The sequence below is a fragment of the Carnimonas nigrificans ATCC BAA-78 genome (assembly GCF_000526695.1).
GTDB classification, from domain to species: domain Bacteria; phylum Pseudomonadota; class Gammaproteobacteria; order Pseudomonadales; family Halomonadaceae; genus Carnimonas; species Carnimonas nigrificans.
Genome location: NZ_JAGO01000010.1, coordinates 24075 through 38939 on the forward strand (window position 1 = coordinate 24075; position 14865 = coordinate 38939).

General features: G+C 51.9%; 18 protein-coding genes. 8 read left to right on the top strand and 10 right to left on the bottom strand.

The window, feature by feature from the left end:
* Positions 1-42: 42 nt before the first annotated feature.
* Both L881_RS0101360 and L881_RS0101370 read right to left on the bottom strand, forming a co-directional pair.
* Entirely contained in the window at positions 43-465 is a 423-nt protein-coding gene (locus L881_RS0101360; RefSeq protein WP_025731929.1) for a type II toxin-antitoxin system HicB family antitoxin, read from the bottom strand.
* 766 nt (positions 466-1231) lie between these two features.
* Positions 1232-2146, bottom strand: coding sequence for a S66 peptidase family protein (locus L881_RS0101370; protein ID WP_025731930.1), 915 nt, complete (start codon positions 2144-2146; stop codon positions 1232-1234).
* 182 nt (positions 2147-2328) lie between these two features.
* On the opposite strand from L881_RS0101370, the gene L881_RS0101375 reads away from it, so the two are divergent.
* Entirely contained in the window at positions 2329-2604 is a 276-nt protein-coding gene (locus L881_RS0101375) for a hypothetical protein (RefSeq protein WP_025731931.1), read from the top strand.
* On the opposite strand, the gene L881_RS0101380 is transcribed toward L881_RS0101375, so the two are convergent.
* From L881_RS0101380 to L881_RS0101390, 3 genes are all read right to left on the bottom strand, one after another.
* Entirely contained in the window at positions 2601-2816 is a 216-nt protein-coding gene (locus tag L881_RS0101380) for a hypothetical protein (RefSeq protein WP_025731932.1), read from the bottom strand. The genes L881_RS0101375 and L881_RS0101380 overlap by 4 nt on opposite strands.
* A 564-nt stretch (positions 2817-3380) precedes the next feature.
* Positions 3381-3722, bottom strand: a complete 342-nt coding sequence (locus tag L881_RS0101385; RefSeq protein WP_156926471.1) for a hypothetical protein — start codon at positions 3720-3722, stop codon at positions 3381-3383.
* On the bottom strand, positions 3706-3984 hold the full coding sequence (locus L881_RS0101390; protein ID WP_025731934.1) for an FAD assembly factor SdhE: 279 nt from the start codon (positions 3982-3984) through the stop codon (positions 3706-3708). The genes L881_RS0101385 and L881_RS0101390 overlap by 17 nt, the downstream gene beginning before the upstream one ends.
* Before the next feature lie 223 nt (positions 3985-4207).
* Here L881_RS0101390 and L881_RS0101395 point away from each other — a divergent pair, with 223 nt between their 5' ends.
* Together L881_RS0101395 and L881_RS0101400 are read left to right on the top strand one after the other, a co-directional pair.
* Positions 4208-4519, top strand: a complete 312-nt coding sequence (locus L881_RS0101395; RefSeq protein ID WP_281172165.1) for an integration host factor subunit beta — start codon at positions 4208-4210, stop codon at positions 4517-4519.
* 108 nt (positions 4520-4627) lie between these two features.
* On the top strand, positions 4628-4933 hold the full coding sequence (locus L881_RS0101400; RefSeq protein ID WP_025731936.1) for a lipopolysaccharide assembly protein LapA domain-containing protein: 306 nt from the start codon (positions 4628-4630) through the stop codon (positions 4931-4933).
* A 266-nt stretch (positions 4934-5199) separates the two neighbouring features.
* On the opposite strand, the gene pyrF is transcribed toward L881_RS0101400, so the two are convergent.
* A complete protein-coding gene (pyrF, locus tag L881_RS0101405) occupies positions 5200-5907 on the bottom strand; it encodes an orotidine-5'-phosphate decarboxylase (protein ID WP_025731937.1) in 708 nt (235 codons plus the stop codon).
* A gap of 254 nt (positions 5908-6161) precedes the next feature.
* On the opposite strand from pyrF, the gene L881_RS12605 reads away from it, so the two are divergent.
* The 5 genes from L881_RS12605 to L881_RS0101435 all read left to right on the top strand — a co-directional run bounded on the left by L881_RS12605 (position 6162) and on the right by L881_RS0101435 (position 10626).
* On the top strand, positions 6162-6476 hold the full coding sequence (locus tag L881_RS12605; RefSeq protein ID WP_025731938.1) for a ComEA family DNA-binding protein: 315 nt from the start codon (positions 6162-6164) through the stop codon (positions 6474-6476).
* A 385-nt stretch (positions 6477-6861) separates the two neighbouring features.
* A complete protein-coding gene (locus tag L881_RS0101420) occupies positions 6862-7347 on the top strand; it encodes an FxsA family protein (protein WP_025731940.1) in 486 nt (161 codons plus the stop codon).
* Positions 7348-7623: 276 nt separating this feature from the next.
* A complete protein-coding gene (locus L881_RS0101425; RefSeq protein ID WP_025731941.1) occupies positions 7624-7917 on the top strand; it encodes a co-chaperone GroES in 294 nt (97 codons plus the stop codon).
* Positions 7918-8017: 100 nt separating this feature from the next.
* On the top strand, positions 8018-9661 hold the full coding sequence (groL, locus tag L881_RS0101430; RefSeq protein ID WP_025731942.1) for a chaperonin GroEL: 1644 nt from the start codon (positions 8018-8020) through the stop codon (positions 9659-9661).
* A 224-nt stretch (positions 9662-9885) separates the two neighbouring features.
* The gene (locus tag L881_RS0101435) at positions 9886-10626 is read left to right on the top strand and encodes an RNA methyltransferase (RefSeq protein ID WP_025731943.1); all 741 of its coding nucleotides are present in this window, start codon (positions 9886-9888) and stop codon (positions 10624-10626) included.
* Positions 10627-10769: 143 nt separating this feature from the next.
* On the opposite strand, the gene cas6f is transcribed toward L881_RS0101435, so the two are convergent.
* From cas6f to csy1, 4 genes are read right to left on the bottom strand one after another with little or no spacing between them, the layout of a single operon-like run.
* Positions 10770-11339 (bottom strand): type I-F CRISPR-associated endoribonuclease Cas6/Csy4, encoded by a 570-nt coding sequence (cas6f, locus tag L881_RS12610; protein WP_034578143.1) that lies wholly within the window; start codon positions 11337-11339, stop codon positions 10770-10772.
* A gap of 2 nt (positions 11340-11341) precedes the next feature.
* Positions 11342-12379, bottom strand: coding sequence for a type I-F CRISPR-associated protein Csy3 (gene csy3, locus L881_RS0101440; RefSeq protein WP_025731944.1), 1038 nt, complete (start codon positions 12377-12379; stop codon positions 11342-11344).
* Positions 12379-13383: a type I-F CRISPR-associated protein Csy2 gene (gene csy2, locus L881_RS0101445; protein ID WP_025731945.1), complete on the bottom strand. Its 1005-nt coding sequence runs from the start codon at positions 13381-13383 to the stop codon at positions 12379-12381. Before csy2 ends, csy3 begins: the two co-directional genes overlap by 1 nt.
* On the bottom strand, positions 13380-14717 hold the full coding sequence (csy1, locus tag L881_RS0101450; protein ID WP_034578145.1) for a type I-F CRISPR-associated protein Csy1: 1338 nt from the start codon (positions 14715-14717) through the stop codon (positions 13380-13382). Before csy1 ends, csy2 begins: the two co-directional genes overlap by 4 nt.
* Between the last annotated feature and the right edge of the window lie 148 nt (positions 14718-14865).

Genomic DNA, 14865 nt, shown 5'->3' on the forward strand with positions numbered 1-14865 from the left:
GTCTGTACTAGAAGCCCTGCCACAAGCGGGGCTTCCTGAGTTTTATAACGCTGTTTCGGTTGTCACTACCAATTGCTTACCCAGTGTCAGAATGGCGGAATCAAATACGTCCATTTTTATTGTATAATTCACGTCCAGCAGACGGTCAATATGGGATGGATGAGTACCCATTCGATACGCCAGATCAGCGTTCGAAATCCCCTGAGCGACCATCTCGTTGGAAATAATCACCTTAAACTCCGTAGCGGTTGGCACACGCACCCAGTGCTCCCCTTCCTGCTCGGCTGTTGATGCTGGCAAAGATTCGCGGTCGTCGATATAGATGCTAATAGTTGTTTCCAGCATCTCTACCGAGTTTTTCAGTGTTTCTTCTACCGTATCGCCAGCAGCAATGAATTTAGAGAGATCTCTACACGTAGCCATATAACCGGCTGAATCAGGTGCCACCTGAATCGCGTATTTCATTTTGTACTCCTTTTGCGCTGTTCGATATTAGCCCTGCCCCAGAGTTATTCCAAGTACGTCTTTATCGTAAGAATCCGGTTTATCCCTGCCAGCCCGACAACGAACAGAGCAACAAGCAGACGTTGGTCGACTCCATTTTTCTGAACTGCCTGTACGGCAGCAAACTTGGTACCTGGGTACTGCCCCTCGCCGGGGTATTTCTGAGCCGCCTATGCGGCAGCGACTCCTCCATGAAATAATCGCTCTATCTCCACCTTTTTCTGAGCTGCCTGCGCGGCAGCGAACTAGCGGTGGCTGAATCTAACAAACGGGCACCATTTCTGAGCTGCCTGCGCGGCAGCGAACCGTGTTCCGTCATCGACCACCGTTGTCGTGCGTTTCTGAGCTGCCTGCGCGGCAGCGAACGTCTGCTGCCGGTGGATAGCATCTAACTGAGTTTTCTGAGCTGCCTGCGCGGCAGCGAACGAGTCGTAAACCATTCCGTGGCTATCAGCACTTTTCTGAGCTGCCTGCGCGGCAGCGAACATAAACAAAAGCCCCGGCGACTGTGGAGGTCGTTTCTAAGCCGTCTGCTCGGCGGACAACAGATGCGGTTTTCCCCGCCCATGCGGGAAACTCTTTTGCTGGTGACGACAGACAAAAAGCGTTGCGGGAAGCGTCGGTAGTCTCATGCTCACTTTCCATCAAAGCCCTGCCACCATGGTTCCGTGCTTATTTTAAATGTAGTCGTGTAACTGCATGTGCTCGGGGAACTTCTGTAGTTGAATTATTGCGTGCTCTTCCATTTCATTTCGGTTGAACTCAATTGCGCCTCAGCGCCTAGCGCAAATGCCTGGTTATTCCCATCGTGCCCCATCGCCAGACCCGCAAATACAGGAATGCCCAGTGGTGTCGCCCACTCCCTGAAAATGGGCAGAAGCTCAGGAGTATCACGCGGCCCCTTGCAGTCGGTGAATTCTCCCAGGCAAATTGCCTTGATCTGTGTGGTATCCACGCTTTGCAGAAGCTGCAGGAAGCTTCTTTCAAGAGCATAAAAAGCTTCTTTCACATCTTCCAATAGCAGAATGGTGGATTCCTTCAGTTTGAGAGCAGCAGGCGTTCCACAGAGCGAGGCGAGCACCGTGAGATTGCCGCCAGTCAACTTCCCCTCAATAACCTGTTCGGGGCCATTCTCAACGGCGAACTGGCCCGCTTCCCGAGAGACCGCTCGCCCAATGGAGGCGAGTGACTGCCAGCGCGTTGTTGAGGTCACATCGGGGTCAGCCAGTGTCAGTCTATTCAGCTCGGTAGCAGTGCTGCCGTGAATGGCCTTCAAGTCATGTGCATCAAAGGCGACCAGAAGCGCGGTCACATCAGAATAGCCGACCAAGGGAATTGAGCGTGCACGGGTGAGACGAGACCATTCGATATGTTCAATAAGCTGTGCTGCACCGTAGCCTCCCCGAAGACACCACACCGCGTCGATGTCCGGCTGTTCGAATGCCCAATACAGATCCTGCAAACGCTCCTCCGCACGACCAGCCAGATAACGATGACGATGGTTCAAATGGGGACTGGTGACAGCTTTAATGCCCAGTGTTTTCATGCGCCGCAGGCATTGCTCATAGGCATCGGGCGTGGTGGCACCGGAGGGTGAAATCAGTGCAACCTTGCGCATCAAGGGCCAAAGCGTGGCGGTCATATGTTATCTCCGGTAATAGCGAGCGGGCTGTCGCTGGCGAATGCGTAATTGTTCGTTACTTCCAAAAGGTAGCGTTCAGAGAGGAAGTATATTGCTGTTATGACGGTGACATGCTCGAATCGGCCGACGCTCAAATAGCATGGTTCTGATAAACTTGGTTTTCGATCAAGGAGTAAAACACCATGAGTGAAGAATATAGCGATACCAGCGACAGTGCACGAATCGCTGCCCTACAGGTAGGCTTCGCAGCGCTGCTTGAATTGGTGGGGCGCGATCATCCTGAGGTGCACTTTCGGGTGATTGAGTGCCTGCGCCAATCGGGAGAAATTCCTGACAATGCACCGTATCGGCGTGGGTTTTCAGAGCTGGCCGAGATGGTAGAAGGGCTTTCCGCGCAGCGTTCGCCCACCAGTGAAGCAGTGGTGGAAAATGATGAGCCTTCTACTACTAAAAACTAAGTACTGCTGCCTCCTGATACATAGATGAGCGCCACCCCTAGCAACGCCGGCACCATGGCGATAAGACACAATAACAATAGCTTCCTCGCTTGCAGACGTCGCTGGTGGCGCAGGTAGGCGATCAAATCAAGCAACACTATGGCGAGCGTTATCGCCATAGGGATCACCACAAACAGCATTCCGAGCACGTAATAGAAATGTGATAAAGGCACAGTGCTTCCTTTCTGATAAATCACGCCATTTTAACGCGTCTGGTTCGCAGCGGCAGCTTTTGGTCGAAGAGGGGAGTGAAGCGCGGAAGTATCCGTGTGGCCCTGTCCAATAGAGAATAGAAGAGAAGATAGAGCTGGTGCGCTTCGGAGGTTTTTTTTATAAGCCTTTGATTTAAAGCGTTTTTAACAAAAAGAAGTTGGTTAAAAATGAGCGGAATCGTTGGTGGAATTTGCACCAGCCATTTTTATCAAATAAAACAATCATGTAGGTTTAGAGAGTTCCCCGCTGCCTATGCGGCAGCGAACCTTCGCCTTGAAAAAGCGCTAGGCACTGAACCTTTCTGAGCTGCCTGTGTGGCAGCGAACTACCTCCATCAAATATCGCAGGATTCATATATTTTCTGAGCATAGGCGGGGATAAACCGCCATCTTCTTCACTCATCACATCTTCGTGGAAGAGGTTCCCATGAGTAAGACAAGACCTACTCATCGCACTTCCCCCACCGCTGCGTTCATTTGATCAAGATACGAGCCCCCATCATGCAAGCAGCACAACAGGGGCTACTAACAACACAACGATCGGCGCAACTGCCACAGTATCTGGGGAGCAGCACTATCGGGCCATAGCCATACAGTTTTGCGCTCGCAACGGAAACCAATAATCGCCGGCCCGATGCGAATTGCACTTAACGCAACTTCAGCGCCCTCGGCATCGAGCCAGCGCCGTGTAGACTCATCCCAGCAGATGTTCGGTAGATTGGCGCGCACTTCACGCCTGGTCTCAAGAACAAGCAGCAGCAGTGTCAATCCTCCCAGCGCCCAATGACACCAGAGCGCGACCAGCATCGAGAAAAACAGGGCCAGTATCAGCCCTGCACCCAATGCGTACCTAGACGGGACGAACATTAGTGGTGTGCTGGTCACGCGCAAAGTCGGTAATCTGGTCAACCATTGGCTGTAACGCTGGGTTGGCGCAGGGTTCTCGACGCATCAGCCACATGAACAACTCCTGATCCTCCCCTTGCAGCAACAGCCAATAGTCATGCTGCTTCTCGCCACTGAGGGAATCGAAACAATGATCAAAGAACGGCACCAGCAGCATATCAAGCTCCCACATGCCGCGACGGGAGTGCCAGCGCAATCGTTTACGGGTCGTTTCATCTAACACTTTAGTCTCTCCTCTGCTCGCTGTTCGAACAGTAAACAATCATCTATCGGCGCGCAGTATACGAAGTTTAGCGTGGCGTGTCGGAACGTTCTGCTAATCGTTTGTTTTTGCGCAAATTGTTTTTCACTGATACGAAGGCTATGCTGATCCCGCGATCGCCTCACATACAGCATAAACAAGTAGAAGAACAACAGCTTGCCCATCGGGCAGGCATACCAAACGTCTGGAGAGCAATTCGATGACCAAATCGGAGTTAATTGAACAGATTGCCGCTCAACACCCCGACCTGTCAGCCCGAGAGGTAGAAGCTGCGGTACGCTTGATTCTCGATGACATCACGCATGCGCTGGCCAACGGTGGTCGCGTTGAAATTCGTGGTTTCGGCAGCTTTTCGCTGCACTACCGTGAACCGCGCGTTGGTCGTAACCCTAAAACGGGCGACTCTGTTCCTCTTGAAGGCAAGTTTGTACCTCACTTCAAGCCAGGTAAAGAGTTACGCGAACAGGTGAATGCCAGCCGCGCACTAGGCTATTGATCTGCCGCCATCAGCTATTGGCTAACGCACCGACCCATCGCTGCTGCTAGAATGGTGGTTTGATCAGCTCTGTAAAGTTTGGCTTATTGGACGAGGAACATCTATTTCATGCGTTGGCTAAAAACATTAGTGCTGGCGGTTATCGCCATCGTAATCGCACTGCTGGGTATTCTGTTCAGCATTCGCAATCAGCAGGAAGTTCCGCTCGATATCATCTGGGCCAAGCTACCGGAAGCCTCTCTAGCGCTGTGGCTGCTGTTAAGTTTGGTAGTAGGCGTTATTCTCGGCATGCTGGCCATGACCGGCATGTATGTGCGTTTGCGCACCCGGCTTGCAGGTGCCCGCAGGGATATCAAGGGCAAACAGGTAGAGATAGATAGCCTGAAAAAGCAACATATTCAGGAACATCACTGACGGCACGCAGTGCCCCTCTACATCCTGACGGTAGTGGCACTTGCTGTCGCTGCTGGTGGGCGGCACAGTGCCCAGCGCACCTTCTTCTCGCCTACTTGGGGTGCCTCAGGCAGCAAGAGATTTACTGCCTGGGCCGGCATGGCGGCTGCCAGTGGAGAGATGTTACTGGCATTGCCCGCCGTGCCATCAGAGGGAATTCATTAATCCCATTCAATAAGCTCGCGCTGGCAAGGCACTCCTCAACCAGCCGATAGCCTCAGAAGGGATTACGCATTGCCCGGCTGGAACTTGATCTGCTCAAGAATACTGGCGACTGCCTCTGCCGGCTTCTCGGCACCGGTAATGGGGCGTCCTACCACCAGATGCGTACTTCCATCGTGCAACGCTTGCGAAGGTGTCGTGATGCGCTGCTGATCGTTGGCCGCGGATGACTTGGGACGAATCCCCGGCGTTACTTTGAAGAACTTGCTTCCACAGATCTGACGTACACGCCGCGCTTCACGGGCAGAACACACAATACCTTCCATGCCCGATGACTGTGCCAACTGCGCCAGCTGCTCGACCTGCTCATCAATCGTAGCGCTCACTCCTACTTCGGCAAGCTCATTACCGGCCAGACTGGTCAGCACTGTCACGGCAATCAAATGGGTTGCCATGTTATTGCGCGCCAGCGCATCCGCAGCAGCCTCCATCATGCGCCTGCCGCCCATGGCGTGCACATTGACCATCCACACACCTTGCTCGGCCGCTGCCAGCACTGCGTTGGCTACGGTATTCGGAATATCATGGAATTTCAGATCGAGGAAAACATCGAAGCCACGATTGTGCAATGCGCGCAGTATCAGTGGTCCTTCACGAGTAAACAGCTCTTTGCCAACCTTCACGCGACAAACGGTGGGATCAAGCTGATCCGCTATTTCGAGGGCATCGTCAAGTGTAGAAAAGTCGAGCGCCACTATTAGCGGTGAATGCATAGCGTTGTCCTTTAAATTAACTGAAAGCGCTCTGCTGCCTTAAAAACAAAAGTGATGGCAGCGAGCATCCCAACCGGCAGCAGCTAGAGATAACGTCCAACCGATGGCGCTTGTTTATACCTGCGCAATCCCAGGTTGCCAAGCGATAGAGGCATTGATTGTCCAGAGAGCGCTAAAAAAACGGTGAGGCTGACCGATACCAGGGTTCGGGGAATCTTTCCCCGTTTCCTCTCGTATCCGCTTTGGAGCCGCATATGAAAACCTGGTTAACCACTGCTATCTACTCACTTCTGCTTGCGTCCACTCTGGCGTTCGCAAGCCCTCCCCCCATCAACATTAATACTGCCAGTGTGGCCGAGCTGGTAGCGCTACCGGGCATCGGTAAGGCAAAAGCCGAAGCCATCGTTGCCGAGCGCGATGCCAATGGCCCCTTTGTCGATGCTGAAGACCTTTCACGCGTTAGCGGCATTGGGACCGCCACTGCCAAAAAGCTGGAACAGCATCTTGAATTCAGCACCCCGCAAGGAGACTCGGCGAAACCAGCGCCCAATGACGCGCCCAGGATGTAGCGCGCAATCTCGTAAGCGCTAGGCACATCCAAGAGCCTGTTCAACATCTCGCGAGCTAGTGACATGCAAGGCAAGTCAAAAACAGGCGAGGATGCGGAGTTTACGTAGTGTAAATGAGCAGCCCGACCCCGTTTTTAACGCAGTAAAGCCGATGCCCAGCTGACGTTGAACAGGTGCAAACATACTCGCATTTCCATAAATTCCCGCCTAGGGGAATAGCCCGTCGGGGGAACTATCTGATAGAGCTTGCTTCCACAAGGCACAGCTCCTGTACAAAAGAGTGTTCCTGGTGACGCTCTTTCCTGTAACGGCACACTTTTCCATTGAAAAAATACCCATATGGCCCAAAATCACCAGAGACTCAAGTAACGCACGGATGTTTTGCATGCCGATTCTATTGTTCCCTCTTATTTATTTTATTGTCGATATCGTCGCGCTACTCATGCTGGGCCACGCTATTGGCCTATTGCTTACCCTTGTTCTCATCGTGGGGACTGGAGCCATTGGCGCGCAGCTCATCAAGCGTCAGGGCATCAGCTCGCTGCGCAATATTCAGCAAGGCATGGCTGCCGGTCAGGTCAACAAATCTGATCTGATCAAGGGCGGTTCTTCTGTTATCGCGGGCTTTCTGCTGCTGATGCCCGGCCCCATCAGCGATATTCTGGGCCTGGTGGCACTGCTTCCACTGGTCAGCCGCAAGCTGATGGGCAAGCCACCGGTCGAAATTTATAACCCCACAGCGGATCGCAACGCACGCAGCACCTACGAAGGCGAAAGCCATGCCGCCAATGATGATTCGCACGCTTCCAATGGCACTATCATCGAAGGCGAATTCATCGAACATAAACGCGATGAACCTCCTCGCTCTTAAAGCCAGTTTCTGAAGCCTCCAGCGGCCGGTCCAAATGGGCCGGCCCTGTTTTTTTGTTCCCCCTTCCCTTCTGCTTCAGCCCTCTCTTAACTTCTTCTGAAAGCGCAAAAATTTTCCCGGGGCCTCTTGAAATTGCCCATGCCGACCATATGTACATCGGGCACGAGGAAGCTCGTAGAATATTGAGGCAAAGCCTCACGGGTGGGCTGCTCAACCAGACAGGCAACCTGACTCGACATTTATTTATCACCAAGCAACTTCAGGAGAGCGTTTGCAATGAGTATTCGTCCCTTGCATGAGCGCGTCGTTGTTCGTCGTCTCGAGGAAGAACAGAAAACTGCAGGCGGCATCGTTCTGCCCGGCAGCGCACAGGAAAAACCTACTCGCGGTGAAATTCTCGCTGTGGGCAAGGGCCGCATCCTTGAAAACGGTGACGTACGTCCCCTCGACGTCCAGGTGGGCGACAAGGTGATCTTCAAGGAAGGCTTTGGCGTTGAAAAGCAGAAAATCGACGGCGAAGAAGTGCTGATCATGAGCGAGTCCGACATTCTCGGCGTGCTTGAAGACTGATTGACGCCATGCTCTCGGTCAGTTCATGCCTTTAGGGCAACTGACCACTGATCCATACGTCTACTGAACAAGTAACTCGAAATTTGAGGAAGAGTGAACAATGGCAGGCAAACAGATTAAATTCGGTGATGATGCACGCAAACGCATGGCAAAAGGCGTCAACACCCTTGCTGATGCAGTAAAAACCACGCTCGGTCCCAAAGGCCGCAATGTCGTGCTCGACAAATCCTTCGGCGCTCCTACCGTCACCAAGGACGGTGTATCCGTCGCGAAGGAAATCGAACTGAAAGACAAGTTCGAGAACATGGGCGCGCAGATGGTCAAGGAAGTTGCTTCCAAAACTTCTGACGTTGCTGGTGACGGTACGACTACTGCAACCGTTCTTGCCCAGGCAATCGTCAACGAAGGTCTGAAAGGCGTTATCGCCGGCATGAACCCGATGGACCTGAAACGCGGCATCGACAAGGCCATCGCGGCAGCAGTTGAAGAAGTCAAATCCCTGGCCGTACCGACCAAGGACTCCAAGGCAATCGCTCAGGTAGGTACCATCTCTGCCAACGGTGATGCCAACATCGGTCAGATCATCGCCGACGCCATGGAAAAAGTGGGCAAGGAAGGCGTTATCACCGTTGATGAAGGTCGTGGCTTCGAAGACGAGCTGGAAGTGGTTGAAGGCATGCAGTTCGATCGCGGCTACCTCTCGCCCTACTTCGTCACCAACCAGGAAACCATGTCGGTAGAGCTGGAAGATCCTTACATTCTTCTGGTCGACAAGAAAATTTCCAACATCCGCGAACTGCTGCCGGTTCTCGAAGGTGTTGCCAAGGCAGGAAAGCCTTTGGTGATCATCGCTGAAGATATCGAAGGCGAAGCGCTGGCTACTCTGGTAGTCAACAACATGCGCGGTATCGTGAAAGTGGCCGCTGCCAAGGCTCCTGGTTTTGGCGACCGTCGCAAGGCAATGCTGCAGGATATCGCAGTACTGACCGGCGGTACTGTCATTTCTGAAGAAGTAGGTCTGAGCCTCGAAGAAGCTACTGTCGAAAGCCTGGGTAATGCACGCCGCATCACCATGTCGAAAGAAAACACCACCATCATTGATGGTGCTGGCAACGACGGTGACATCGAATCTCGCGTTAACCAGATTCGCGCACAGATCGAAGAAACTTCTTCTGACTACGACCGCGAAAAACTTCAGGAACGTGTTGCCAAGCTGGCTGGCGGCGTTGCCGTTATCCGCGTAGGCGCAGCTACTGAAGTTGAAATGAAAGAGAAGAAAGCCCGCGTTGAAGACGCCCTCCACTCTACTCGCGCTGCGGTAGAAGAAGGCATTGTGCCTGGCGGCGGTACTGCACTGATCCGTGCCCTGACCAAACTGCGCGACCTTAAGGGCGACAACGAAGATCAGACCCACGGCATTCAGCTTGCCCTGCGTGCTTTCGAAGCACCGCTGCGTCAGATCGTGACCAATGCTGGTGAAGAAGCCTCTGTCGTCGTCAATCAGGTAAAAGCTGGCGAAGGCAACTATGGCTACAACGCTGCGACTGGCGAATATGGCGACCTGCTGGAAGCTGGCGTGGTTGACCCGGCCAAGGTTACTCGTACTGCACTGCAGTCTGCTGGCTCCATCGGCGGCCTGATGATCACCACTGAAGCAATGGTGACTGATGATCCTGAAGAGAGCGGCAGCGCAGGCGGCGCGCCTGACATGAGCGGTATGGGTGGCATGGGCGGTATGATGTAAGCCATCCCCTTACCTGCTTCAAGCGGTAACATAGAACCACGCGGCTCCGGTCGCGTGGTTTTTTATGCCTTGAATATTTTCCTTGCAGCGCTTCAACAGCCCCATCAAGCAATTAATGGCACTCAGCCCCTGTTGCCCTTCCATTGCATTTTGGTAACGCCGATGCGATGACACCCTGCCAACGGTATAATAACGCTCCATTCATTGACCCGGCCTCTCCGCGCATGAACTCAGCCCCATTACTCTCCCGTGTTCGCATTGTTCTCGTGCATACTTTCCACGCAGGCAATATCGGTTCAAGCGCCCGCGCCATGCGCACCATGGGCGTAACTGATTTACGCCTCGTTAACCCGCGCGACTTTCCTTCCGACCAGGCAACCCAAATGGCAGCCGGCGCCACTGAAGTTATCGAGAAAGCTCAGGTTCATACCACGCTGAAAGACGCCGTCGCCGACTGCCACATGGTGATTGGTGCCAGCGCGCGACTTAGAGAGCTGGCACTGCCCTGCTTTGAACATGGCGGCAAGATGGCGCAGGAAACCATGTCAGAAGCTGAGCACGGCCCGGTAGCACTGGTCTTTGGCCGAGAACGCTCAGGACTGACCAACGAAGAACTACACCACTGTACTCATCAATTGCGCTTCCCCACCGATGACACCTACGGCGTGCTCAACCTTTCCCAGGCCGTACAAATTGCCTGCTACGAACTACGAAATGCATGGCTTGAAAGCAACGAATCGACTTCGGATAGCACCTCTCCCAAGGCCCAGCGCCCCAAAGCCTCACAGCTTGACTACTTTGAGCAGCTGCTTGTACAGCTTCTTACGCCCACAGGCTTTCTCAATCAGCCCCACGCCCGCACCGAAGAGAAACTTAACGCCATCTTCCGCAGAAGTGATATGAGCAGCAACGAACTATCAATGATGACAGGAGCGCTTAAAGCGCTAGCAGGAAAGAGGGATTAACGAAACACTAGCCAGGTATCAGAGAATAAAAGCGAACAATACCTAATACCAAAAAAGCAGCTAGTGCTGGGCAGTAACTCATAAAAACATGCCTCCTTATCGGAGGCATATTTCCATGCTATAAGCACGCAGCAAAGCATTCGTCAAAACCAGGGGATTGTCGCACTGCTACTGAGGCCATAATAGTTGAAGCGGCCCGATGTTGCTTGCGCTTGTAGTAAGCCATGCTCAATAAAAAGCGTAAAACGTTGGCCTGTTGAACGACTATTGAGCGAAACGAAAGGCAACTCAATCTTCCTACTTGCACACTCTGCAAGTCGACGCTGTGCTTCTTCCAGCCCCAGGTCATGTCGCTTTGCCAAACGTCTCGCCCGGCTTGGGCTTCCTGTATTGAATTGACGTCTTGAAACAACGCGATGCTTCACCTGCTCCGGTACAGTACTCACAGTGCCTAACGTAATATGATCGCGCATTCCCGAGAGCCAGGATGTATCAAGCAGCTGCCCAAGCCTTTGCTTGCTACCATGCACACGCAAAAGACTGCCCATAGTACGCTTTTTTACCCCAACTCTATGTTCAGGGAAACTTACACCGATATCATCAGCCTCAAGGTCAAATAAAGCACGATGAAGTTTACCAACCAGAGCGCCCATCAGTAGTTGTGGAGCAAACTCAGGGTCTTCGAGTAACCGAATATCCAAGTAGTGATCCATGGTCACCCCGCATCACCAAATACACCACCGCGAATCAGAGTTGCCATGACAAAGTGCTGCTGTTCGATCGAAGGCACTTTATCTTTTAGCAGCCAATTATCGAGCAAATTATAAAAATCCATTTTATCCTTTGGCTGACGATACGCAGCCCCCTGAGTAGTCACCGAGCCGTATGGCTCAACAGCAATAGGGCCAAGATTCCGCCCATCTTCCAAGGCAGGATACCAAGTATCAATGGTACGCAAAGCATTCCCCAATTTTTGAGAATGAATCGCCGCAATATTTTCTTCGCCAATACTATAGAGCGTTTTACTCTTGTCACCACGAGACCGCTCAAGAATCAATTCCTGAGAAGGGAAAACCTCTTGCCCTGCTCCTAAACGAACAAAAGCGATAACATCCAGCAGAAGGTAGCTGTCGCCAGAGAGTGCAGCCTCAATCGCATGGCCCAGCTCTTTCGTTTTGGCATCACCTTCAAATTCGCGCAGTGAATAACTCTGCGCATCAAAGGTCCACTGCTTCTCAGCGATCCCCCCCTTGAGTTGGCTGACGACTACCTCTACCGATTCGGCACCAATGCGGTTGCGCCACAGAAAACGCGCATTTGCCAGATTCTGAGCATACCGATGGGCCAGTTCCCCGAATCCATGTTCAGAGGTGTAACCAGCAACGGTTTCCAACAATTTTTTCTGGTAGGCAGATTCGTTACATGCCGAGGGGTAGCCCGCCCCAGCAAGTACTCGCAAGGTAAACTTAACCGCCAAGGTATCCGCTTCGTGAGGCAAGGTAGCCACATCGACGGTTTGAAGATTTGGATTCTCAATTTGAGCATCAAGCCTGGCAGGATCTTGATCCTTGGCTTTCAAACGATTGGAAATAGTACCGCGAACCGACTTTTCACGAACCGACACTCCACTCCATTTCTGATAGTTTTCTCGATCATCCCAATTACCAGCGCTGAACAGAGCATCAGAAGGGTCCAGTTTACGTTCAAAGGCAAGCACACTGGCAGTTTTCAATTTCATTTTTTCGCCGGCCATTACACAGCTCCTTGAAAAGCAGTAGATAGTGAGTCAGAGTAAAAATTCTTTAAACGATAGAGACCTTGTTGAGCACTCTCGATATCGACGCTCCAAAGTAACGCCTCCGGGTCCCTTATACGGTGCGGACTTACCCACTCCCCAATGGAGTAGATACTCTCTACAAATTGAAACTTAACCCCAGGATCGCGAACATTGACCACTTCACCTGGATTATAAAGTGGAGAAATAGCAGCGTACCCCACTGGAATAGGCACCAGCCATCCGCGATAGGGGCGACGGATGCTCCATCTAACCTGCTGCTTTATCTCTCCGTCAGACGACACTTCTTCAACCTCACGACACTCATGGTTGATTCGGCACAGATCAAGCCAGGCATCAAAGGCTGTTGCCCCCTCGTTATCTTTTTGAAGGGTCTTGGTGTGTGCTTTGAGCAAATCGTCGCGCTGTACCAATGCAAATCCGGGCAATAAGCTCCTCATCACCCGACGCCAATTAGTATAAGCCTGCTCACTGTCATCAGGATTGAAGCTAATCAGCCTGGGGCAATAGCGCTCATCTGCTACGGATGTCGTTGGAACTACACTGCCACCTGCGATGCGCATCCCTTGTGCCAAGTGGTAAAGACGCTTGGCGATCTCATTGCGCTGCTCCTGGCTATGCAGGACATCACCGTTAAATCCAACATCTATTAATAACGAAATGTCGATATGAGCGCGCCCCTCCTCAACAATGGCAGAAGTCTTACCTGTTTTATCTACCGGATTTCGCGTGAGATGGAAGGCGCGCGTTATTCCTTTCTTGGTGACCTGGGGCTCCATGGAGTGACATATCACACCTATACCGTTAAACATAAGCCCCATGTCATCAGGCAAACGGCGCTCCAATGCCTGCATGACACCGACAAAGGCACTCATGGCAGGAAAGCCCCATGTCATGGGCCCTGAAATGGCATTAGCATTCTGAATACGAAGCCGCGGGAGTACCAGTAAATGGTCTATCATAAGGCCTCCTCCGTATGCTCTTCATCCGGAAAAACTGCAGCCTGAAGATCGTCGAGCTGACGTCGAAAATCTTTCATGGTTTCCTCGAACTGGCTTTTCCAATGCCGATGCTCAGTATCGGCCAATTTCAGTGTGTTTTTCCTGTTCAGCGCCTTATTAAGCCACAATGCCGCACGATCACTTACAGCCTGATGCCAATCAGATAAACGTCGAGCCTCCGCAAAGTCACTATCCTGCTCCACTCGACCAGGATCCAACCAGTAGCATTCAGTATCAGACAGTTGGTTTTTTTCATCGGCACTCCAACCAGCAGGAAGTGAATGCATATCGAAAGTAAACAGCATCAACTCATCAATCAGTATCGTCGTAAAATCATCTCGCCAATCGCGTGTCCCCATATTCTTGCGAGGGCCAGACTCAAGGAAATATTTCAACTCATGTACCGTTCTTCTCACTATCGGACGACGTCCAAAGGATCTAAAAGCATCGCGCGTGGGAGGATATATTGATCGTGATTGCCATTGGGGAGGGAGCGAGGCCAATAGATAGTTCTGGCCTCCGCGTTCACTGTTCAATTGGGAGATGTTTTGAGGCTTGGTACCACCCAACTTCTGTACTACAAGATCGGGGTAATCGGCATATTCTTCTCCCTCGAAGTACTTGTTCTCGCGACGAGCCTTGCGCCCCTGCTTGGCATGCTCTCCAAACCGAGCCTCACTCAAGCGTATATGGAATGGATGTATCAATGCTGTGGGGTATAGAGGCGCCAGCATAACATAGTTGCTATCTTGAGTAGGGTCTTGGTCTACCAGCCAATATAGCTGTTTGCCCATTGCATGCGAGCAGGGAGTTCCCTTGGATTCAACAATACCTGCAAATGCATTTACCCAGGTTTCGCCCTCTTCTTGCTTAGGACTTAATGCTCTAATAAGTTCTTGATCTCTTGTTAGAGAGCGTTCCAGTAATGTTTTACCTTCCCATTCAAGTCGTAAAAATTTATATACATCGAGCGCTGCTGCATTACCGACAACATCCCCTTTGAACCCATCACTCAAACAGTGACTGCCAACATACTCAAGCTGCGCCAATTTCCCAGGTTCTACATACAAATTAGTGCCTTTTGCATCAGGGTGGATCGCTTTCAACGAGTGCGTCACCACCTGTAATTGGCTCACTCGCCGCGCCGCATCAGCAATCCACGTTTGCGGCTCAAACTGCTCTTGTAGTTTCAAATACTTTGGATCATCCGGTGACAGCTTCTCAACTTTGGCATTAAAGCGGTCATTAATGAATGAATCGACCAGTTGCCGGATTGATGCAACGGAAGCTGACATAATCTGCTCCTTAAAAAACTAAAAATATAGGCGACCTTAATATCTAAGATAACTACAGCATCAACTACTGAGAGCTGTAATACCTTATACCGAGATGTTCATCAACAAAGGGATTCACGAAAGCGCTCGTTCATTGCCGCGTCCGCAC

Coding starts and splice junctions, on each gene's coding strand:
- L881_RS0101400 (WP_025731936.1), top strand. CDS start 4,628: ATGCGTTGGCTAAAAACATTAGTGCTGGCGGTTATCGCCATCGTAATC.
- groL (WP_025731942.1), top strand. CDS start 8,018: ATGGCAGGCAAACAGATTAAATTCGGTGATGATGCACGCAAACGCATG.
- csy1 (WP_034578145.1), bottom strand. CDS start 14,717: ATGTCAGCTTCCGTTGCATCAATCCGGCAACTGGTCGATTCATTCATT.
- cas6f (WP_034578143.1), bottom strand. CDS start 11,339: ATGGATCACTACTTGGATATTCGGTTACTCGAAGACCCTGAGTTTGCT.
- L881_RS0101435 (WP_025731943.1), top strand. CDS start 9,886: ATGAACTCAGCCCCATTACTCTCCCGTGTTCGCATTGTTCTCGTGCAT.
- csy3 (WP_025731944.1), bottom strand. CDS start 12,379: ATGGCCGGCGAAAAAATGAAATTGAAAACTGCCAGTGTGCTTGCCTTT.
- pyrF (WP_025731937.1), bottom strand. CDS start 5,907: ATGCATTCACCGCTAATAGTGGCGCTCGACTTTTCTACACTTGACGAT.
- L881_RS0101385 (WP_156926471.1), bottom strand. CDS start 3,722: ATGTTCGTCCCGTCTAGGTACGCATTGGGTGCAGGGCTGATACTGGCC.
- L881_RS0101360 (WP_025731929.1), bottom strand. CDS start 465: ATGAAATACGCGATTCAGGTGGCACCTGATTCAGCCGGTTATATGGCT.
- L881_RS0101370 (WP_025731930.1), bottom strand. CDS start 2,146: ATGACCGCCACGCTTTGGCCCTTGATGCGCAAGGTTGCACTGATTTCA.
- csy2 (WP_025731945.1), bottom strand. CDS start 13,383: ATGATAGACCATTTACTGGTACTCCCGCGGCTTCGTATTCAGAATGCT.
- L881_RS0101375 (WP_025731931.1), top strand. CDS start 2,329: ATGAGTGAAGAATATAGCGATACCAGCGACAGTGCACGAATCGCTGCC.
- L881_RS12605 (WP_025731938.1), top strand. CDS start 6,162: ATGAAAACCTGGTTAACCACTGCTATCTACTCACTTCTGCTTGCGTCC.
- L881_RS0101425 (WP_025731941.1), top strand. CDS start 7,624: ATGAGTATTCGTCCCTTGCATGAGCGCGTCGTTGTTCGTCGTCTCGAG.
- L881_RS0101420 (WP_025731940.1), top strand. CDS start 6,862: ATGCCGATTCTATTGTTCCCTCTTATTTATTTTATTGTCGATATCGTC.